Consider the following 20,738-nt stretch of genomic DNA (forward strand, 5'->3'; position numbering starts at 1 on the left):
AAAATTGATCCTAGGTAGTTTAGTTAATGATTCTATTAACTTTTAATTTACAGCTAAATAGTATGTAGTTAACTGTTTTTTTAAGTTTTTATTTGTTTGATATCATAAATGGATATTCAAATAAAAACAGATTTTTAATTTAGATCGATGATGATCAATAAATTATGCATTTTAGCTAAATTGATTTTTGAAATTGGTAAAATATTACTTCATCGCATATCAATTTAATCATGAAAAAATAGATCGAGAATAAGCCAATACACAAGCTTAAATTCGAGCTGTTTATCTAGTGTATTGGCTAAATTAATAGTCAAACGTTAGATTAACCTGAAACTTTTTTACGTTAAGTTTCTACAATTAATCTAACTTAGGATGTTGATCCACTAATTCTTGACGCTGTTCTTGTAGTGTTTCTATCTGTTGTTCAATATCTTCAACTTTTTGTTCTATCGAATCAAAGTGTTCAGATAAAATCTCTTTAGCTTCAGAACGATCAGATGCAGCAGGAGTAGCACCTCGAAGCGGTTTATTCGCTGTTTCATTCATTCCTAATCCCGTGATTAATCCAACTAACGCTACAATCATTAGATAATAGGCTGGCATGTATAAATTATTACTTACCTCAACTAACCATGCTGCTACTGTCGGTGTTGCACCTGCGATTAATACTGAAATATTAAAGGCAATTGCTAGAGCGCTATAACGAATACTAACAGGGAAGATCGCCGGTAGAATTGATGCCATAACGCCAGTAAAACAGTTAAGTAGTATAGCGAGAATTAATAATCCTAAGAAAATTAGTAAAATTACATCACTATTAATCATCACAAAAGCGGGATAAGCCAGTATTAATAAACCAATACTACCACCGATGATAAAGGGTCTTCGTCCTATTTTATCACTGATTAATCCAATCATTGGTTGTACAAATAACATTCCAATCATGATTGCAATAATAATTAATACACCATGATCTGGGTGATAATTTAGATTATGTGACAAATAACTAGGCAGATAGGTTAATAACATGTAATAAGTGACATTTGTGACAATAACTAATCCAACACAGATCAAAAAACTTTGCCAATACTGCGATATGATCTGCTTTAACGTAATTTTCGGTGGTGTTTTATTATGATCTTTATCATCCTTTAAATCCGTTTGCTGTTGAAAAGCTGGTGTTTCTTCTAATGCATGACGTAAATAAAGACCTATCAATCCTAACGGTAAGGCAAAAAAGAAAGGAATACGCCAACCCCAAGCATGAAAGTTCTCTTCACCTAGTAGAGCGGATAATAGTACTACTAATCCCGCACCAATTAAAAAACCAGCAATAGAGCCAAAATCCAACCAACTTCCCATAAATCCACGTTTACGATCAGGCGAGTACTCTGCAACAAAAATTGCCGCGCCGGAATATTCCCCCCCAATAGAGAAACCCTGAGCTAATTTAGCGAGTAATAATAAAATAGGTGCAAAAATACCAATTGTGGCATAAGAGGGAATTAAACCAATACAAAAAGTACTCAAAGACATAATTACAATAGTAATTGAAAGCACTTTCTGACGCCCAAACTTGTCACCTAAAATCCCGAAAACTAATCCCCCTAATGGTCGAAATAAAAATGGTACAGAAAAAGTTGCTAATGCCGCTACCATTTGTACACTGGGGGAAGCATCAGAAAAAAAGACTTGTCCTAATATATAAGCTAAAAAACCATATACCCCAAAATCAAACCATTCCATTGCATTACCAAGCGCAGCAGCAGTAATTGCTTTTTTTAACTTACTATCATCAATTATCGTAATATCATTAATATTTAATGGTTTATTTCCAGACTTACTTATTTTCTTCATAAAATAGTACCTATTTTTATATAAATAAGAGAAAGCAAAAATGCAACGAGATAAACTTATTACTTATAGACAAAATAATTATTCACTTGACACATTAAACATATGTCGCTGAACTCAATAAAGGTGAAGCAAAAAACGGGTAAAGATATAAATTAGAGGATAAAAAATAAAATACTAAGGCATTGTCATTAAGCACAATCAGAAGCGGATAACGACAAAACTACTCTTTTTTTTAAAAAATCGGCGCTAATTCTAGCAAAATAACTCTATATTGTAAAATCACATCAATTATTTAGATTATCGTTGAAGTGATCTTTGCCATTGATGAGATATAGCTTTTTTACTGTATCTGATTTAGTACAATTGCATATCTATTAAGCAAAGTTTGTTGGTAATCAAAACAAGGTTAACTAATCTATGAAAATGCAAAACCTAATCCTAGATTGTTAAAATTTGATAATTTGATTTATTATAACGGATAACAAATCCAAAAATAAAACAGCCAAAAAAGCAGACATTATCTAAAAAATGGGATATTGGATGATTAGTTTCTTAAATAAACTTAATCTAGAATCCATAGTTTTTATCCTTTAAAATAACTTAACTGAGACTGATGAGGTAATTCCCATGCGTTGGAGAGACCAGAGAGAAAGTGATAATATTGAAGATCGTCGCTCACAATCAGGAAGTGAAACAGGAACAAGAATCCCACTAAGTGGTAAAGGTAAAATCGCTCTATTTGTTGTTGTATTAGTTGCGGGTTATTATGGCGTTGATTTGACACCTTTACTTAACTCAAACTTTGTAGATACTGACAGTACCCAATCCTCACCCAGCAGTTACCCCCAAGATGATCCAGATGTAGCCAAATTTACTTCAGTGATCTTAGCAAGTACAGAAGATTATTGGAGTAGTGAATTTCAACGCTTAGGTAAACAATATATAGCGCCTAAATTAGTACTCTATTCTGGCTCAACCAATACATCTTGTGGAACAGGACAAACCTTTATGGGTCCATTTTATTGCAGTAACGATAAAACGGTTTATTTAGATCTGTCATTTTATCAAGAGATGAAACAACAACTCGGTGGTGGCGGTGACTTTGCACAAGGTTACGTCATTGCGCATGAAATTGGACATCATGTGCAAAATTTACTGGGAACTTTTAATCAAGTTGAACAATTACAGCAAGGACAAACAGAAAAAACTAATAATCAATTATCTGTCAAATTAGAATTACAAGCCGATTGTTATGCCGGTATGTGGGGCAATGCTATGCAAAAACAAAATATCCTCGAAGTGGGTGATATTGAACAAGCATTAAAAACAGCTGAAGCCATTGGGGATGATCGCCTGCAACGCCAAAGTAATGGTTACGTAGTCCCTGATAGTTTTACTCATGGAACCTCACAACAGCGTTACAATTGGTTTAAACGAGGATTTGACAGTGGCTCAATTAATCAATGTAATACTTTTACTGAATAAGGAAATTATATGTCTAAAAAATTACTAAACCGCATTTTATTAGTCAATGATGACGGTATTGATGCGCCGGGAATAATTTTATTAAAAACTATTGCCGAAAAGCTAGCTCACGAAGTGTGGGTAGTTGCACCAGCGATTGATCAAAGTGGCGTGTCTTGTGCGGTCAGTTTAAAAGCACCTTTTCGAGTTGCTAAACGTTCAGATAGAGAATATGCCGTTTATGGCACACCGGCTGATTGTTCGCTGTTTGCCCTTAAGTATTTAATGACAGATTGCCCACCTGATTTAGTTCTGTCAGGAATTAATAACGGTTCAAATGTTGGATTTGAAACAATACTATCCGGCACAGTGGGTGGCGCAATAATGGCAATGACATTAGGCATACCAGCAATAGCGCTTAGCCAAGTTTCTTCTGAAGATAATGAGCCAACGAATTGGGATGTGGCAAAACATTGTGCCGAAAAAGTTGTTCGACAATTATTATCATTAACTACACCTAATAATATCTGTTTTAATATCAATTTTCCTGCTTGTAATGCACAGGAGGTCAAAGGCATTAAAATCACCAAACAAGGTGACGCTGATGTCAGTAATTTTAAGATCACACCAACCAAAGATCCGGAAGGAAATGAATATTACTGGTTTCGAGCCAAACGGAATCAAGAAGTCTATGATGAAAATAAGGAATTGGATGCTGCTAACAGTGGTTACATTGCTATTTCACCGATTAGTTATGAAAGAACGCATTATCCATTCTATGAACAGTTATTAGCAAAGTTTGATCTCAATTAAAAAGCCTTTTCGTCTTCCTCCTTTTAGGAAGACGAGCTTTGTGCATCACATTACTTGCTTGTGACAGGTTCTTTAACATCTTTAACCAACGCACAAAACAGAAATGAGACAGAAACCATAACTAAGGCAACCCAATACACGATTTCATGACCATATAAATCCGATAAAAAACCTTGAAGCAGACCTGCAACGATAATGCTGCAAGTGATACCATTATTAAACAAAGTTGAAGCTACGCCCATTTGCGTTGGCAGAAGATCTTGAAAGTAAATAATGCCTATATTAGCGACAATTCCAATAAAAAGTGCATTTAATATTTGTAAACTAAATAGCGCTAGTTCATTGGTAAAGAAAATTATACCTATATAAAATAGTACCCCACAAATAATAGCAATAAAAAATAGATTTCGTTTACCTAAGATCGGTACTAAATAACCGGCAATGATCATAACAGGAATTTCAATCCCTGCTGCTAACCCCATTAATTGTCCGGGTAATGAACTGGAAAGATGTAATACTGAATCAACATAAAGAGGCATATCAATGATATACATCATGTTCGCTGTCCACATAAAAATAGTAGATAAAAACAGAAAAACTACATTACGATTTTTAAAAACAGACTGATTCGCCATAGCTATATTTGCCGAATTCAGGGATGAAATCGGATTCTTTTCAACCGAAGGAAGAAAAATAGCCACAAAAATAATGGCAACGATAAACATCGACATAGCCGTAAGATACATGGTAGTAAAACCATAATGAATTGCCAAACCAAAAGACAAAGGAGGTCCAATAACCCAAGCAAGCGATAATTGCGCTCGAATTAAAGAATTAAACGCTACAACATTACGCCCCGTTTTAACGGCATACTCACGTGCTAATGCAAAAATTTGTGGCATCGCTGCTGATGATAATGCTGCAAACAAAACACCGAGAGTAATTAACACTAAATATTGGCGAGAAAAAGCAAAAATGACACTATTAATAATCCCCATTAAACAACAAAAAATAACGATTGTTCTTCTATCACCGCTACTATCAGAATATTTAGCCAATAAAAAACTACCAACAATACTGGCAATCGCATTAATGGAATAAAAAATACCGACTTTATCTGCCGATGCATGTACTTCAAACGTTAAAAAACGGCTCAAAGTTGGCGATTGCAGTGCGCCAGCAACACCAACAATAAAAGTAGTAAATAGAAAGGCTGTAAAAATAACGGTTTTTAGTTTACGAAAAGAAGGAGAACTAGGCATATTTAATCTCAATCATATAGGGATCGACAATTATATACTCAAAATCTATAGAGAGGGAAAAAATAAAAAACGATTAGCATTTAAACTCATTCTTATCTTTTGATTTAAACGATTTCACTTTTTATGACTTGTAAAGATATTTCAGGTCAGCTATGCGTTTAAGTATCATATAACAGCTAAATTCAACAGCGAAGCGAGTGATAACAAGATTGGCTTGTCTATAAAATGATGTCTATATTGTAAAAAATATTCAGGAGTCTATACCGTTTTATTTTTCTTAGTGTGCTAAATTCAACAGCGAAGCGAGTGATAACAGGATTGGCTTGTCTATAAAATGATGCCTATATTGTAAAAAATATTCAGGAGTCTATACCGTTTCATTTTTCTTAGTGTGCTAAATTCAACAGCGAAGCGAGTGATAACAGGATTTGCTTGTCTATAAAATGATGTCTATATTGTAAAAAATATTCAGGAGTCTATACCGTTTCATTTTTCTTAGCGCGCTAAATTCAACAGCTAAGCGAGTGATAACAAGATTTGCTTGTCTATAAAATGATGCCTATATTGTAAAAAATATTCAGGAGTCTATACCGTTTCATTTTTCTTAGCGCGCTAAATCCAACAGCTAAGCGAGTGATAACAAGATTTGCTTGTCTATAAAATGATGCCTATATTGTAAAAAATATTCAGGAGTCTATACCGTTTCATTTTTCTTAGCGCGCTAAATCCAACAGCGAAGCGAGTGATAACAGGATTTGTTTGTCTATAAAATGATGCCTATATTGTAAAAAATATTCAGGAGTCTATACCGTTTCATTTTTCTTAGCGCGCTAAATCCAACAGTTAAGGGCGAATCAAATTAATAAAAGGCTTGATAAGGTGTTTCTGATGATTATTGATATAATCACTTTCAATTTAGTATAACCCTCTATTTTCTTTGATAATATCGTAAATACCTACTAAACAAACTCAATACTAAATCACTCAATTCGCATTTTGGTTTATTAAATTGCTCTCAATTTATTTAATTCTAATAAAAAATGATTCCTTTTTAGCCAGTAAGGAGTAGAATCAATATCATCAACAAAAGGAGATAACGTTATGTTATATAATAACAAATCCATTTATCACCACCATGAGCATCACCATAATTGTCACGATGTTTGTCACAATATTGCTCACAATCATAACCATACCCCACATGATGTCTGTTGCAGTCAAGAAACAACTCATTGCTGTGGTGGAGATAGCCATAATCCTACCCAAACGAATGAATTTAATGATCCCCCTGAGGAGCCTGAGCGGCAAAGCCAAAATCCAAAACTCATATGGAAAATACAAGGTATGGACTGTGCGCATTGCGCCCAGAAAATAGAAAATGGACTTAAAACACTACCCAATATCATTCAAGTAACAATCACCTTTGCCACTGAAAAATTGATTGTCGTTGTGAACCACAGTGACGAAGAATTTATCAAACAAATCGAAGATAAAATTATTGAACTTGGTTATAAACCAATCTTTGAAACCACGTCACAACCTATCCACCAACATGAACACACTGAGATTTTTGACAAGGCAGCTTTGATACCGTTAGCCATTTTAGCTGGTCTAATTGTGATAAGTTATCTCATTTTGTTGTTTAATCATAATGTGGGCGAGTATGCCTTCATTATCACTGCAATCATAGGATTGCTACCAATTACTAAAGAAGCCTTTACTCTGATGCGTAACGGTACGCCATTTGCTATTGAAACGTTAATGAGTATTTCAGCTATCGGGGCATTATTTATTGGAGCAGCTGAAGAAGCCACGATGGTTATCTTCCTCTTTATGATAGGTGAAATGCTAGAGGGTGTTGCTAGTTATAAAGCGAAAACCGGGATTTCATCACTGATAAAGTTAATGCCCGAAGAGACCATAATTATTACTAACGGTAAACGACAAACGGTTGCAAGCCATAGTTTAAAACCGGGCGATATTATTGAAATATCCTCAGGTGGAAGACTGCCTGCCGATGTAATACTAATGAGCGAACAAGCCAGTATTGATGAAAGTGCTTTAACTGGTGAGTCAATTCCTGTTAATTATCTGCGTGGAGACAAAATCTTAGCCGGATCTTTGGTTGTCGATACCACCATTGAACTGAAAGTCATATCAGAAACAGGACAAAATGCGGTTGATCGCATTTTACAACTTATTGAAGATGCCCAAGATCGCAAAGCATCAATAGAACGCTTTATTGACAAATTTAGCCGTTATTACACACCGTCAATCGCTCTATTTGCGCTTTTAGTTATTATTATACCACCGCTATTTATGCACGCTGATTGGTATACTTGGATCTATCGAGGATTAACGCTGCTATTAATTGGTTGTCCATGCGCACTGGTCATTTCGACGCCGGCAGTGATCACCTCAGCGCTGTCTAGTGCAGCTAAACAAGGTGTACTGATTAAAGGTGGTGCAGCTTTAGAGCGTATAGGTTCGGTTAAAATGATGGCTTTTGATAAAACAGGGACTTTAACGGCTGGCAAGCCACAAGTGACTGATATTAGTTGCCATGATATAAGCCAAGAGCAGTTACTTTCAATTGCAGCAGCTATCGAAAGTGGTTCACATCACCCTTTGGCTAAAGCTATTGTCGATTATGTCAAACAAAATCAGATTAGTTTTGTTGAGGCTGATAATCGTAAAGCAATTGCTGGTATTGGCATTCAAGGTAATATTAATCAAGAGACCTTCTATATCGTTTCTCCGAATAAAATCCAGACAGTATCGGAAGCAATAAGTGATGAAAATCAACAGATCATTCATCAACTTGAAAGTGCTGGTAAAACAGTGGTGGTCGTCGTCACCAAAGTTAAACTTCTTGGTATTATTGCTTTGCAAGATATATTACGAACTGATGCAAAGACGGCGATTAATGAACTTCATCACTTAGGACTACAAAGCATAATGCTAACAGGTGATAACCAGCGTGTTGCAAAAGCTATAGCTGGTCAACTTAATATGGATTATCGCGCAGAGCTATTGCCTGCGGATAAATTGACTGCGATTGAAACCTTAAGTCATAAAACATCCATAGCTATGGTAGGTGACGGCATTAACGACTCACCTGCGATGAAAGCTGCTACCGTTGGGATTGCTATGGGAAGTGGTAGTGATGTGGCGCTGGAAACTGCCGATGTGGCACTCACTAAAAACAGTTTATTGAGTTTACCTAAATTGATCCGTCTAACTCGCTTTGCTAATCGTAATATTAAACAAAATATCACCATTGCATTAGGCATTAAAGCTATCTTTTTGGTAACCAGTTTACTTGGCTTTACCGGACTTTGGCTCGCTGTACTAGCCGATTCTGGTACCACTGCAATTGTTACAATCAATGCACTACGTTTGTTAAAATTTAAAAAATAGCTGTATATCAATAACCAACCCTAAGCAAAATAGGGTTGGTTTTATGTAGAATTACTCATCGCTTCTTAAAGATATTTCACCACCAATATAAGCCTTAATTTTGCCTTCTTGTTCTAACAATAAAGCGCCTTGCTCGTTAATGCCTTTAGCAATACCTCGAATAATATCATTACCAATTAGCAATTTAACCGGACGATTAGCAAAATTATCTAAACGACTCCAATCCTTAATAAATGGTGCCAAACCTTTCTGCTCAAATTCGAGTAACTTCACCTTTAAGATCTGTGCAATTTTAGCCACGAGTAAGTTACGATCTACTTCACCTAAATTGATCCATTTTTGATTCACAATATTTGTGTCAGGCTGAGTCATCATTAAATTCACACCGATACCAATAATCACATGTGCGCAATCACCTGTTTTACTGGCTGATTCGACTAAAATGCCTGCTAATTTCTTATCTTGCAAATAAAGATCATTTGGCCATTTAACCTTGATATCTTGTCCGGATAATTCACGAAGTATATCTGCAACAACAATACCCACCACCAGACTCAATCCCATAGCAGCGGCTATCCCTTGTTCTAATCGCCAATACATTGAAAAATAGAGATTACTTCCAAATGGGGCAAACCATTGACGACCTCTTCTTCCTCTTGCTTGAGTCTGAAATTCAGCAACACAACAATCACCCGATTTTAGTGAATCAATTCTATCGAGCAAATATTGATTAGTAGAATCAATAATCGGTAATATTTCAATACGGTTATCGGATTGATAATATTGTTTTATCTTAACTTCATTGAGCAGATCTAACTTAGAAGCTAAACAATAACCTTTGCCTTGTATCGAAGATAATACTAAGCCCCATTCGCGAAGTACTTTTATATACTTGTTAATACCTGCACGCGTTATGTCAAAATATGTAGCCAGTTCTTCACCAGAATGAAACTGACCGTCAGCTAAAATTTCAATTAGTTTGAGTAGATTTTGGTTGATGCGCATCTGCTCCCCTCTTTTTGACTAATAAAATAACAAAATAGAATGAGATTATAGCAAAACTGACAAATAAGTAATCATTACTAATTTTATCCATGATGTAAGAAATAATCGCTGGTGCGATTAAACTACCTAAAGTATTAGTGAGAAGCATCGCTTGATTCATAGCCACAATATCTTGTTTCCTGACACATGAACATGCCCAGCCCATAGAAATAGGATAGATCGTATAAATTGTTGAACCTAACAAAATAATCGCCCAGACAGCAAAAAGATTGAAAGCCAGCAATACACAAGCCACCACCACTAACAAAGATTCAACGAGTAAGACAACTCGCCGTCCATATTTATCTGAACACCAGCTAGCTGGAAGTTGCGCGATCACTCCAGATAAAATTAATAAAATCATCCAATTAGCAACTTGGTTATCACTGTATCCCAAATGTGAATAATAAGCCGGCATTAAAGAATATAAAGAACCAATCAACATACCGGCAATTACACAACCGATTAATCCAAGCCTAGACGGTTTATGTAATATCATTGGCATGATATTAAAACTACTCTTCTTCCTTTTTGGAAGTTTATAGTGAGTCATTAAAATAAATAAGATCGCAAGTCCCATTAACACTAAAACAACTAAACCGAAATAGAGTACATCTTGTGGAAAATATTGTAATAGTGCTTGTCCAAACACTGTCCCTAAATAGTAAGTTGTCATGTAAACAGCGAGCATTTTCCCACGAGTCCGCGCCGTACCAGTCACTAAAATACAACTTTCAATCACTACCCAAGTGACTGCACAGGCAATACCGATAAAAAATCGCCATATCGCCCAACTATAAAAATCCATTGAAAAACTTAATCCAATCGTTGCAATAGCAAAGATAATACAGCTATAGCTATAAGTATGTCTGGCATTGAATTTATTAATAAACCAATTAGCTACGATGGTACCAATAAGATTACCAACAAAATAACTTGACCCGACTAAACCGATTTGCCAAACGGGAAACTGATTATGTACTAGCCATAATGGTACTTGTGTATTCAATGCTGACAATGAGATTGTTACAAATAACAAACTCGTCAATAAAATAGGAAATGAATAAGAGTGTTTCATTGTCTGATTAATTATAAATAGTGAGTTACATCAATTTCATCGGTACGACCAATAAAGCGAATCTCTGGCGACAAATTAACCGAAAATTTTTGTAATACTGTCTTGTGAATATAACGAGCTAATTCCACTACATCTTGAGCTGTGGCTCTGTTTTTATTAACTAATACTAAAGCTTGTTGCTCATGTACGGCTGCCCCACCAATTTGATAACCTTTTAAGCCACACTGATCGATTAACCAACCAGCAGCTAACTTTATTTGGTTATTTGCTTGTGGATATATAGGCATGTTCGGATACTTTTCAAGTAAAGAGTCGGCAATTTTTTTATCTACCACGGGATTTTTAAAAAAGCTACCACCGTTACCTAACACTTTAGGATCGGGTAATTTACTGCGCCGAATTTCACAGACTTTATCAAAAATGACTTTAGCTGTGACTTTATTTGCATCAAAATTCCTTAATTCACCATAAGTTAATATCGGTTGCCACTGTTTTGTCAGTTTAATACCAACATAAATAACCGCATAACCTATTGAATATTTTTGCTTAAAAATACTCTCCCGATAACCATACTGCCCATCAGTTACTGTAATAATATTACCGGTTGCTAATTCAAGTAATTCCACATAATCAGCGACTTTTTGAAACTCAACACCATATGCGCCAATATTTTGAATGGGCGCCGATCCGACACAACCAGGAATTAAAGCAAGGTTTTCAAGTCCAGGAATATTTTGCTGTATAGACTGAGCGACAACTTCATGCCAAATCTCGCCAGCCCCAACTCTTAAGTGCCACTCATCATCTGTCTCGGTTATCGTTACCCCTCTTATACGATTCACCACTACTGTACCTGCAAAATCACAAGTAAACAGAGTATTACTCCCCTCACCTATTATCATTATTGGTTGATTTAATGGATTATTTTTCCACACCTGTTTAAGTTGATCTACACTGGTAACGGTGATCACATTATTAGCAAATACATCAAGGGCAAAAGTATTGGGGATCTTCTGTTTCATTAATCACAACCTTCATCTTCATAATAAAAGATATACACAAAATTAAATAACAAGATAATTAACTAAACTCGGTTTAAAACTCTAAAAATTAAAGTAAGAGCCATTGAGGTTGATGAATGCATAACATTACCCTTACGCTTACAAAAAATTGCTTAGAAAATAGTAAACTTAGCTAGTTGGATTATAAAGCTTATAAACCCTATATGTTATCACAACGATACCGGATATTTTATCAATTCTTCGATGCTTAATGGCTTAATCGTTATCCCCGCTTTTTGAGCAGGTGTTTCCTGCTCAGCATCAAGCAAACAAAAATTATAAAACCCAGTGAAAATATTGAGTAATTGTATGAGATATTTAGGCGATAATTTACGTAATTTTGCAGCTGGGAAATATTGATAAAAGCGAGTATAAAAGCGCTCATTCATCTGAAATGAAGCGGGCAAACTTGCTATCTCAGATTCTGACACCTTATTCTTACTCGTCAATAAACCCATAAAGCGACAGGTTTTATGTTGCGCATTTTTTAACTCATACCAAGGATTCGACCACCATCCTACTTTATATTTAGCAATCGACAATATATCAGCATTTGCTGGTTGTAATTCATGCAAATAATAAATCGCACAATGATTGTGTTTAATAGCTTGACTGTAGCTGGTCATAGCTGCACTACGCAACACAATTTCATGCTCTAAATAGTGGTTGGTTCTCAAGCCATGATAAAACTGTCTCAATGCATGAAAATGAACATATGCACAAACCACCGGTTCAACAAGGGTATATTTATCGGTAGTAAACGGTAGACTATGATAAATCAAAAGATCGAAACTTTTACGTTCAAAAAAGCGATCATATTTCAACAATATCTGATCTATATCACTCAATTTCGATTCAGAGGATAAAATCTGAGTATTTTTACCATTATAACGACTTTGTAACGAGATAACTTGTTCGGTGTAATTAAGGCTATTTAATAATACATAACCACTATCTGATAGAACAGAAGTAATACCCCACAAGGAAACATTATTTTTTGCCGGAACAATCAAAGATTGCGTGCTGATATGATAAACCTTTTTCCATAATTTCTGTTTAAAAATCATCAAACTATTTTTTGCAATAATATATTCAAGTTGCTGTAATAAATGATAAAAATAGCTATAACTGATACCTAATTCAGCTATTATAGTTTTAAAATCCAGTCCGTTATCAGCAAATAACAACTGGCATAACAAGATTAGCTTTTTTTGTTGCTGTAACTGCTGTTGAGTTAAACAACTATCATCATTGTAAACAGTCTGACACACCTTACACTGACGTCGTAAAGTGTGTTGTTGTGTTTTACCATAACTAATACTTTTCAAACTATAACAATTAGGACATGCCTTGGTAATCTTAGTTAAATAAAAATCAATTTTTGGTAATAAGATTCGGTTAATATCTTCATTACTCAGTAGTAAGGCATTACTGCCACATCGGCTACAATGTAGTGCAGGAAATCCTAAATAATGTGAAGGTGAAACATATTCTTTAGCGTCATTTACCGCAAAATTATCGCAACGATCATTTTTACAAACGTTAGCATTAATCAAATAATCAGCTAAAGCAACGCTTAAATCTTTTTTGTTTTTATTTATCATGTATCATAGCTCACAAACGATTTATTTTTATAAATTACATTAAAAGCTGACGTTAACCAACATAAAGTAGTAGTTTTTAATCCGATAGTGGTTATAAAAATGACAAATGAGTGTTAGATCACATTTTTAAGAAGTTTTATTCCTTAAATTAATTGTGAATTTGGTTTTATTTAAAATTAGAGGAAATTATGAAAAGAGTTTTTATTATGATCCTTGATTCCTTTGGGATCGGCGGTGCAGAAGACGCAAAAAAATATGGTGATGAAGGGTCTAACACATTAGGTCATATCGCGGAAGCTTGTGCATTAGGCAAAGCAGAAAAAGGACGTAGTGGACCACTAAAATTACCTAATTTAGCCAAATTAGGACTAATTGAAGCAGCATATGAATCAACTGGTCACTATCCACAAGGCATGAAAACGGAAGGCAAAATTATTGGTGCCTATGGTTATGCTAGCGAAATCTCTTCAGGAAAAGATACGCCATCAGGACATTGGGAAATTGCCGGCGTACCGGTATTATTTGATTGGGGATATTTCACCAATACCACCAATAGCTTCCCACAAGAATTACTCGACAAAATAGTTTCACGAGCCAATCTGCCAGGTTACCTCGGCAATTGTCATTCATCCGGTACTGTCATTCTTGATGAACTAGGTGAAGAGCATATGGCAACAGGCAAACCTATTTTCTATACCTCTGCTGACTCTGTTTTCCAAATAGCTTGCCACGAAGAAACATTTGGTTTAGATAAACTTTATGAAGTTTGTGAAATTGCTCGAGATGAACTTAACAAAGGTAATTACAATATCGGACGAGTAATAGCAAGACCATTTATTGGTAAAAAGGCCGGTGAATTTATTCGCACAGGTAATCGTCACGATCTAGCTGTAGAGCCACCTGCACCAATAATGATGAAAAAATTGGTTGAGGAAAAACAAGGTAATGTGGTTTCAATCGGTAAAATAGCTGATATCTATGCTCAAGTTGGCATTACCAAAAAAGTTAAAGCAACAGGTATTGAAGCCCTTTTCAATGCATCAATTGAAGAAATCAAACAAGCCAAAGATAACACCATTGTGTTTACAAATTTTGTAGATTTTGACTCTTCATATGGTCATAGACGTGATGTATCAGGCTATGCAGTAGCTTTGGAATATTTTGATAGCCGACTTCCTGAAATGTTGGCGCTTGTTTCACCCGGTGATCTACTGATTATCAGTGCCGATCATGGTTGCGATCCGACTTGGACTGGTACAGATCATACGCGTGAACACATACCTGTCTTAGCCTACGGTGATTGTGTTCCGGTTGGATCTTTAGGACATCGTGAAACATTTGCAGATATAGGACAAAGTGTAGCTGATTATTTCGATTTATCTCCTATGGATTATGGTAAATCGTTTATTAAAAAATAGCTCACAACATGGAATGAAATAATTATTTTTTTAGTAACAAACTTTCAGGAGAACGATATGCCAACTCCACATATTAATGCTGTTGACAATGCCTTCGCCGAAACGGTTTTGATGCCAGGCGACCCTTTACGAGCAAAATTTATTGCAGAAACCTTTTTAGAAAAAGCCCAAGAAGTAACTAATGTAAGAGCTATGTTAGGTTTTACCGGTTATTACAAAGGTCAAAAAGTTTCTATTATGGGACATGGAATGGGTATTCCATCTTGCTCAATTTATACCACCGAACTTATCAAGTTTTATGGTGTGAAAAATATCATTCGCATAGGCTCATGCGGTGCAATTAGCCCAAATGTTAATCTTGGTGATATTATTGTCGGAATGGGTGCTTGTACTGATTCAAAAGTAAATCGCATACGTTTTAATGATAATGATTTTGCAGCGATTGCTGATTTTGATTTAACCCGCAATGCTGTTGATACTGCCAATAAATTAGGTATTCCAGTTAAAGTTGGTAATCTTTTTTCGGCCGATCTTTTTTATACTGTCGATCCAACCATACTTGATGTAATGGAAAAATACAACATTTTAGGTGTTGAAATGGAGGCGGCGGGTATTTACGGTGTTGCTGCTGAATATGGAGCCAAAGCGCTAGCAATTTGTACAGTTTCAGATCATATCCGTAAAGGGGAAGCAATGACCGCTGAACAACGTCAACTTGGTTTCAAAGAGATGATCACTGTTGCATTAGAATCGGTTTTATTAAATCAATAACGAACAATAAAAAGCTGCAAAACGCTATTTATGTTAGTGTTAAGATTTTATAAAAGTAGAAATAACATTAATGATTGGGATAGTCATTTCATTGCGTTATCTAACTCGACTATTCCAATAGTGAACATGTTTAACTTTAATGTCTAAGTGACAGTAAATTTTTTGAATTTATTCATTAATATTTATGTAATAGGTTATTAAAAGATCTGATTTAATAAGGATTCAAAATGAATATCAAGTTACAATTAAAAATTATATTTTTTCTGCAATTTTTCATCTGGGGAAGCTGGTTAATCACACTAGGTTCCTACATGATGCGTGAATTGAAATTTACCGGTATTGAAGTGGGATCGGTGTATGGCACAATGGGGATCGCCTCATTATTTATGCCTAGTCTACTCGGTATTGTGGCCGATAGGTGGATACCCGCCAATCGTCTATATATGCTTTGTCACTTAATTGGTGCAATAACATTATTCTGTGCAGCCTCAATAACATCACCATTTTTGATGATGATTATCATGTTAATTCACTGCTTAGCATTCATGCCAACCATTGCTATCTCAAATTCTATTTCCTACTGTTGCCTAGAATCTAAAGGATTTGATGTTATCTCACAATTCCCGGCAATTAGAATCTTTGGTACTATCGGTTTTATTGTCGCGATGTGGTTAGTGAGCTTCTTGAAATTAGAATTAAGTAATATACAACTCTATATTGCAGCCATATGTTCAATTTTACTTAGCCTTTACGCTCTAACCCTGCCATTAATTCCAACTGCAAAAAATAATAATCAAGAAAAAACACTGATTAGCTCATTAGGATTAGATGCATTTGTATTGTTCAAACAACCAAGAATGGCGGTCTTTTTTCTATTTGCACTTTTACTTGGTGGTATTTTACAAATTACCAATACCTTCGGTAACCCATTTTTACATGACTTCGAAAGAATACCTGAATATGCCGATAGCCTAGTGGTCAAATATCCTTCTGTACTCTTATCAATTTCGCAAATATCAGAAGTCGTATTTATCCTGTTTGTACCGTTTTTTATGAAACGTTTAGGCATCAAATATGTCATGCTAATTAGTATGCTAGCTTGGGTTGCCCGTTTCGGATTATTTGCTTATGGCGATCCGTCACCAACTGGCTTTATTTTATTACTACTTTCAATGATAGTTTATGGTTGCGCCTTTGATTTCTATAATATTTCTGGCTCAATGTATGTTGAAAAATCAGTATCACCAAGTATCCGTAACAGCGCTCAAGGTCTATTTATGACCATGACAAACGGTCTGGGAGCCTATTTGGGTTCGGTCATTAGTGGCATCGTGGTTGATCGTTTTACCTCTGTTGAAGGTTTTATAGAGTGGCGATCCGTATGGCTTGTTTTTGCGAGTTACTCCTTAGTGTTAGCCATTGTATTTATGTTAATTTTTAAAAATGATAAAAAATAATTAACAGTATGAATTGTAACTAATAGAAGCTTAAGATCGGACATGTTAATTAAATGTAATTATTTGCACAATTACATTTAACGATCTTAAGGCTTTTTCAAAACCTAGATATTTATTCAGTGATAAGTAAGTAACTTATTATTTTGATTAAGATCAGGAAAAAAGCTAAACCATCACACTTGTGATCTTTTTAATAAAAGTCTTCGATTTATAATATAAAAATGTGATATTAACCATAATAAAAATTACGTAAATCACACCAAAATACATAAGAAATGTTATCATTATAAAGATATGCATAAATATAATTAGCTAGAAACATGATATGAATAAACTAATTGTTCCCAAAGTAATATTACATGAGCATATTGAAGGTAGTATTACTCCTTTTATGGCTCAAAAATTAGCTGAGAAAAATCATATTCCCTTCCCTGATTCGCTATGTTATCCAACCGGAGAATACGATGCGAACGAATATAAAAATGGCCGTTATCGGTATGATGAAACCAATTTTAACCAATTTATTCAAACTTATGATACCGTCTCCAATTTTTTAAAAACCCCGGAAGATTATTACGCCATTACTTTTGATTTTTTAAACAGAAACGCCCGGCAAGGACTTATTTACTGCGAACTATTTTTATCGCCATACCATATTTGTACGACTGAAAATAATGGTGAAATTATTTGGCATAAAGAGAAATTTCATCAAACACTCACGCAAATGGATAAGGCTATCGTTGATGTCCAAAAGCAACATCAAATAACAGTCAGATATCATGTAATAGGCGTTCGTCATCTGGGTGCTAAAATTGTTCATGAAACTTTACGCTTTATTCAACATAATCCCCACCATTTTATTACTGGCTTTAATATAGCTGGCAATGAAAAAGCCGGTCATTTTGACGATTTTCAAGATTCGCATCAATTAGCTTCACAACTAAAATTACAAAAATCTTATCATGCCGGTGAAATTGAATCAGCGCAAAGTATTATTCAAGCACTTAAACATGGTGCAGTAAGAATTGGGCATGGTATTCGGGCTATTGAGGATGAAAATCTTATTCAACAACTGGTCAAAAATAATATTACGTTAGAAATAGCCCTAACAAGTAACCGTATTTTAGTTAATGAACTTCATGGCAACATCTATAATCATCCGGTGAGAAAGCTCTATGAGCAAGGTGTAAGAGTGACACTCAATACCGATGATGCGGGTATTTTTGGTACAGATATCGAAAAAGAGCACCACATCGCGCAATCGATATTCCATTTTTCAAGATTAGAATTACTCGATATCACTTTATGTGGAATTTATGCAGCCTTTGTGGAAAAGGCGATAAAAGAGCATTTAACGCACTATGTTCTTTCATTTTTTACATCGGATGATAAAAATGAACTGCAACAAGCGATAACTAGCCAACATTATCACCCAGCAATAATTGCAAGATTTTTAGAATACCAAAGATTGTTATTATTAACGCCAGTTAATCAATAACAATCGTAGAAATAAATAGGAGATTTGTATGAACAAAAATAAGTTAACTTTAACCTGCCTAACCCTATTAATTTCTGGTTCACTTAATGCAGCAACTGTCGATTTAAGAGTTATTGAAACAACAGATTTACATGGCAACATGATGAATTTTGACTACTTTCAAGATCAATATGTTGATACCTTTGGATTAGTGAAAACAGCAAATTTAATTCATCAAGCCAGAAGTGAAGTTAAAAATAGTGTTCTTGTCGATAATGGGGATATTATTCAAGGTAGTCCTATGGCAGATTATGCAGTAAATAAAGGACTATCTAAAGGGGATATTCATCCTGTTTTTAAAGCAATGAATACACTTAATTACGTTGTAGGCAATTTAGGTAATCATGAGTTTAACTTTGGTTTAGACTTCTTACAAAAAAGCATAGCTGGTGCTAAATATCCTTATATCAATGCCAATGTTTATGATGCTAAAACCGATAAACCTTATTTCAAACAATACCTCATTGTTGATACTCCTGTTATAGATAGAGACGGCAAACAGCAGACAATCAAAATTGGTTATATTGGCTTTGTACCTCCACAAATTATGTTATGGGATAAACTAAACCTTGACGGTAAAGTAACGGTAAAAGATATTACTGAAACCGCCCAAAAACTTGTTCCTGAGATGAAAAAACAAGGGGCAAATGTCATTATTGCGATTCCTCATTCTGGTGTTTCAGCCGATCCCTACAAAGCCTTAGCCGAAAATTCAGTCTACTATTTAAGTCAAATCAAAGGGATTGATGCCATTATGTTTGGACATTCTCACGGTGTATTCCCTAGTGACAACTTTAAATCATTACCCAATACGGACTTGCAAACCGGTAAAATCAACAATGTTCCTGCGGTCATGCCCGGTCAATGGGGAAGTCATCTTGGTGTGGTTGATTTAGTCCTTGACGGAGATAAATCAAATTGGCAAGTCACAGCGGGTAAATCTCAAGCTCGCCCAATTTTTGATGCTAAAAACAAAAAAGCCCTTATTGATGCTGACCAAAATATGACACAAATTTTAAAAGAAGATCATCAAGCAACTCGTGAATTTGTGGGTAAGCCGATTGGTAAAGTCTCAACCGATATTAATAGTTATTTAGCATTGGTTGAAGATACTTCTGCTTTACAAATTATTAGTGATGCCCAAATGGATTATGTCAAACACTTTGTCCAAGGAGATCCAGATCTTGATGACCTACCAGTGTTATCAGCTATTGCCCCATTTAAAGCTGGTGGAAGGAAAAATGATCCAAGTGCCTTTGTCGATGTCAAAAAAGGCGATCTTACCTTCCGTAATGCTGCTGATATCTATCTCTACCCTAATATACTATCAGCAGTAAAAATCACAGGACAAGAGGTAAAAGAGTGGCTTGAATGCTCGGCTGGCGTCTATAATCAAATCGATATTCATTCGTCACAACCACAATACCTCATCAATTGGGATAAATTTAGAACCTATAATTTTGATACTATTGACGGTGTCAATTACCAAATTGATATAACCCAACCGCCACGTTATGACGGAAACTGTCAATTAATCAATCCTAATGCTGAAAGAATAAAAGATCTCACTTATCAACAAAAACCGATTGATCCAAAGCAAGCGTTTCTTATTGCCACAAATAACTATCGCGCCTACACCGGAATATTTCCCGGTACAGGAGAAAAAAATGTGAAATTTAATTCACCGGATGATATGAGAGTGATTCTTTCCGCTTATATAACAAATACGACGAAGAAACAAGGGGCAGTCAATGTGACAGTTGATAATAACTGGCAGATTGCACCAATTAAGAGTGCTACAAAATTAGACATTCGCTTTGAATCATCACCGAGTGATGAAGCAAAAGCATTTATTGGGAAACATTCACATTATCCAATAAGCTATATAGACAAAGACCAGATAGGTTTTGGGGTATATCGTCTCAACTTACAGTCGCCCGTTAAATAATGTC

At 35.2% G+C, this 20,738-nt stretch carries 14 protein-coding genes; 8 read left to right on the forward strand and 6 right to left on the reverse strand.

Features of this window, described 5'->3' with window-relative positions; all coding sequences use genetic code 11:
• Positions 1-357: 357 nt before the first annotated feature.
• Complete coding sequence (gene proP, locus A9G11_RS00185) at positions 358-1,857, reverse strand: glycine betaine/L-proline transporter ProP (RefSeq protein ID WP_065617523.1); 1,500 nt, start codon at positions 1,855-1,857, stop codon at positions 358-360.
• 627 nt (positions 1,858-2,484) lie between these two features.
• Here proP and ypfJ point away from each other — a divergent pair.
• Together ypfJ and surE are read left to right on the forward strand one after the other, a co-directional pair.
• Positions 2,485-3,342, forward strand: a complete 858-nt coding sequence (ypfJ, locus tag A9G11_RS00190) for a KPN_02809 family neutral zinc metallopeptidase (RefSeq protein WP_065617524.1) — start codon at positions 2,485-2,487, stop codon at positions 3,340-3,342.
• A gap of 9 nt (positions 3,343-3,351) precedes the next feature.
• Positions 3,352-4,134 (forward strand): 5'/3'-nucleotidase SurE, encoded by a 783-nt coding sequence (surE, locus tag A9G11_RS00195; protein WP_065617525.1) that lies wholly within the window; start codon positions 3,352-3,354, stop codon positions 4,132-4,134.
• Positions 4,135-4,184: 50 nt separating this feature from the next.
• On the opposite strand, the gene A9G11_RS00200 is transcribed toward surE, so the two are convergent.
• Complete coding sequence (locus tag A9G11_RS00200; RefSeq protein WP_065617526.1) at positions 4,185-5,396, reverse strand: MFS transporter; 1,212 nt, start codon at positions 5,394-5,396, stop codon at positions 4,185-4,187.
• 1,101 nt (positions 5,397-6,497) lie between these two features.
• Between A9G11_RS00200 and A9G11_RS00205 the strand changes: the two genes are divergently transcribed.
• Complete coding sequence (locus A9G11_RS00205) at positions 6,498-8,816, forward strand: zinc/cadmium/mercury/lead-transporting ATPase (protein ID WP_065617527.1); 2,319 nt, start codon at positions 6,498-6,500, stop codon at positions 8,814-8,816.
• A 51-nt stretch (positions 8,817-8,867) separates the two neighbouring features.
• Here the strand turns inward: A9G11_RS00205 and birA are convergent, their stop codons facing one another.
• From birA to A9G11_RS00225, 4 genes are all read right to left on the reverse strand, one after another.
• Positions 8,868-9,821 carry a bifunctional biotin--[acetyl-CoA-carboxylase] ligase/biotin operon repressor BirA gene (gene birA / locus A9G11_RS00210; RefSeq protein ID WP_065617528.1) on the reverse strand — a complete coding sequence of 318 codons (954 nt, stop codon included), beginning with the start codon at positions 9,819-9,821 and terminating at the stop codon, positions 8,868-8,870.
• Positions 9,787-10,938 (reverse strand): MFS transporter, encoded by a 1,152-nt coding sequence (locus A9G11_RS00215; protein WP_065617529.1) that lies wholly within the window; start codon positions 10,936-10,938, stop codon positions 9,787-9,789. The genes birA and A9G11_RS00215 overlap by 35 nt, the downstream gene beginning before the upstream one ends.
• Positions 10,939-10,949: 11 nt before the next feature.
• The gene (gene murB, locus A9G11_RS00220) at positions 10,950-11,960 is read right to left on the reverse strand and encodes a UDP-N-acetylmuramate dehydrogenase (RefSeq protein ID WP_065617530.1); all 1,011 of its coding nucleotides are present in this window, start codon (positions 11,958-11,960) and stop codon (positions 10,950-10,952) included.
• A gap of 209 nt (positions 11,961-12,169) precedes the next feature.
• Positions 12,170-13,603: a helix-turn-helix domain-containing protein gene (locus A9G11_RS00225; RefSeq protein ID WP_065617531.1), complete on the reverse strand. Its 1,434-nt coding sequence runs from the start codon at positions 13,601-13,603 to the stop codon at positions 12,170-12,172.
• A gap of 188 nt (positions 13,604-13,791) precedes the next feature.
• Between A9G11_RS00225 and A9G11_RS00230 the strand changes: the two genes are divergently transcribed.
• The 5 genes from A9G11_RS00230 (at position 13,792) to A9G11_RS00250 (ending at position 20,734) form a co-directional block, all read left to right on the forward strand.
• Positions 13,792-15,021 carry a phosphopentomutase gene (locus A9G11_RS00230; RefSeq protein WP_065617532.1) on the forward strand — a complete coding sequence of 410 codons (1,230 nt, stop codon included), beginning with the start codon at positions 13,792-13,794 and terminating at the stop codon, positions 15,019-15,021.
• Between the two features lie 57 nt (positions 15,022-15,078).
• On the forward strand, positions 15,079-15,792 hold the full coding sequence (gene deoD, locus A9G11_RS00235; protein ID WP_065617533.1) for a purine-nucleoside phosphorylase: 714 nt from the start codon (positions 15,079-15,081) through the stop codon (positions 15,790-15,792).
• Positions 15,793-16,019: 227 nt separating this feature from the next.
• Positions 16,020-17,249 (forward strand): nucleoside permease, encoded by a 1,230-nt coding sequence (locus A9G11_RS00240; RefSeq protein ID WP_065617534.1) that lies wholly within the window; start codon positions 16,020-16,022, stop codon positions 17,247-17,249.
• 325 nt (positions 17,250-17,574) lie between these two features.
• Entirely contained in the window at positions 17,575-18,747 is a 1,173-nt protein-coding gene (add, locus tag A9G11_RS00245) for an adenosine deaminase (RefSeq protein ID WP_065617535.1), read from the forward strand.
• 28 nt (positions 18,748-18,775) lie between these two features.
• Positions 18,776-20,734 (forward strand): bifunctional 2',3'-cyclic-nucleotide 2'-phosphodiesterase/3'-nucleotidase, encoded by a 1,959-nt coding sequence (locus A9G11_RS00250; protein ID WP_065617536.1) that lies wholly within the window; start codon positions 18,776-18,778, stop codon positions 20,732-20,734.
• Positions 20,735-20,738 lie beyond the last annotated feature (4 nt).

Source organism: Gilliamella sp. wkB108 (assembly GCF_001690195.1).
Lineage (GTDB): Bacteria > Pseudomonadota > Gammaproteobacteria > Enterobacterales > Orbaceae > Gilliamella > Gilliamella apicola_L.

What these genes read in the sequence shown, in the direction of transcription:
- add (WP_065617535.1), top strand. Translation starts at nt 17,575, where the DNA reads ATGAATAAACTAATTGTTCCCAAAGTAATATTACATGAGCATATTGAA.
- A9G11_RS00200 (WP_065617526.1), bottom strand. Translation starts at nt 5,396, where the DNA reads ATGCCTAGTTCTCCTTCTTTTCGTAAACTAAAAACCGTTATTTTTACA.
- surE (WP_065617525.1), top strand. Translation starts at nt 3,352, where the DNA reads ATGTCTAAAAAATTACTAAACCGCATTTTATTAGTCAATGATGACGGT.
- A9G11_RS00240 (WP_065617534.1), top strand. Translation starts at nt 16,020, where the DNA reads ATGAATATCAAGTTACAATTAAAAATTATATTTTTTCTGCAATTTTTC.
- proP (WP_065617523.1), bottom strand. Translation starts at nt 1,857, where the DNA reads ATGAAGAAAATAAGTAAGTCTGGAAATAAACCATTAAATATTAATGAT.
- birA (WP_065617528.1), bottom strand. Translation starts at nt 9,821, where the DNA reads ATGCGCATCAACCAAAATCTACTCAAACTAATTGAAATTTTAGCTGAC.
- A9G11_RS00225 (WP_065617531.1), bottom strand. Translation starts at nt 13,603, where the DNA reads ATGATAAATAAAAACAAAAAAGATTTAAGCGTTGCTTTAGCTGATTAT.
- ypfJ (WP_065617524.1), top strand. Translation starts at nt 2,485, where the DNA reads ATGCGTTGGAGAGACCAGAGAGAAAGTGATAATATTGAAGATCGTCGC.
- deoD (WP_065617533.1), top strand. Translation starts at nt 15,079, where the DNA reads ATGCCAACTCCACATATTAATGCTGTTGACAATGCCTTCGCCGAAACG.
- A9G11_RS00250 (WP_065617536.1), top strand. Translation starts at nt 18,776, where the DNA reads ATGAACAAAAATAAGTTAACTTTAACCTGCCTAACCCTATTAATTTCT.
- A9G11_RS00230 (WP_065617532.1), top strand. Translation starts at nt 13,792, where the DNA reads ATGAAAAGAGTTTTTATTATGATCCTTGATTCCTTTGGGATCGGCGGT.
- A9G11_RS00215 (WP_065617529.1), bottom strand. Translation starts at nt 10,938, where the DNA reads ATGAAACACTCTTATTCATTTCCTATTTTATTGACGAGTTTGTTATTT.
- murB (WP_065617530.1), bottom strand. Translation starts at nt 11,960, where the DNA reads ATGAAACAGAAGATCCCCAATACTTTTGCCCTTGATGTATTTGCTAAT.
- A9G11_RS00205 (WP_065617527.1), top strand. Translation starts at nt 6,498, where the DNA reads ATGTTATATAATAACAAATCCATTTATCACCACCATGAGCATCACCAT.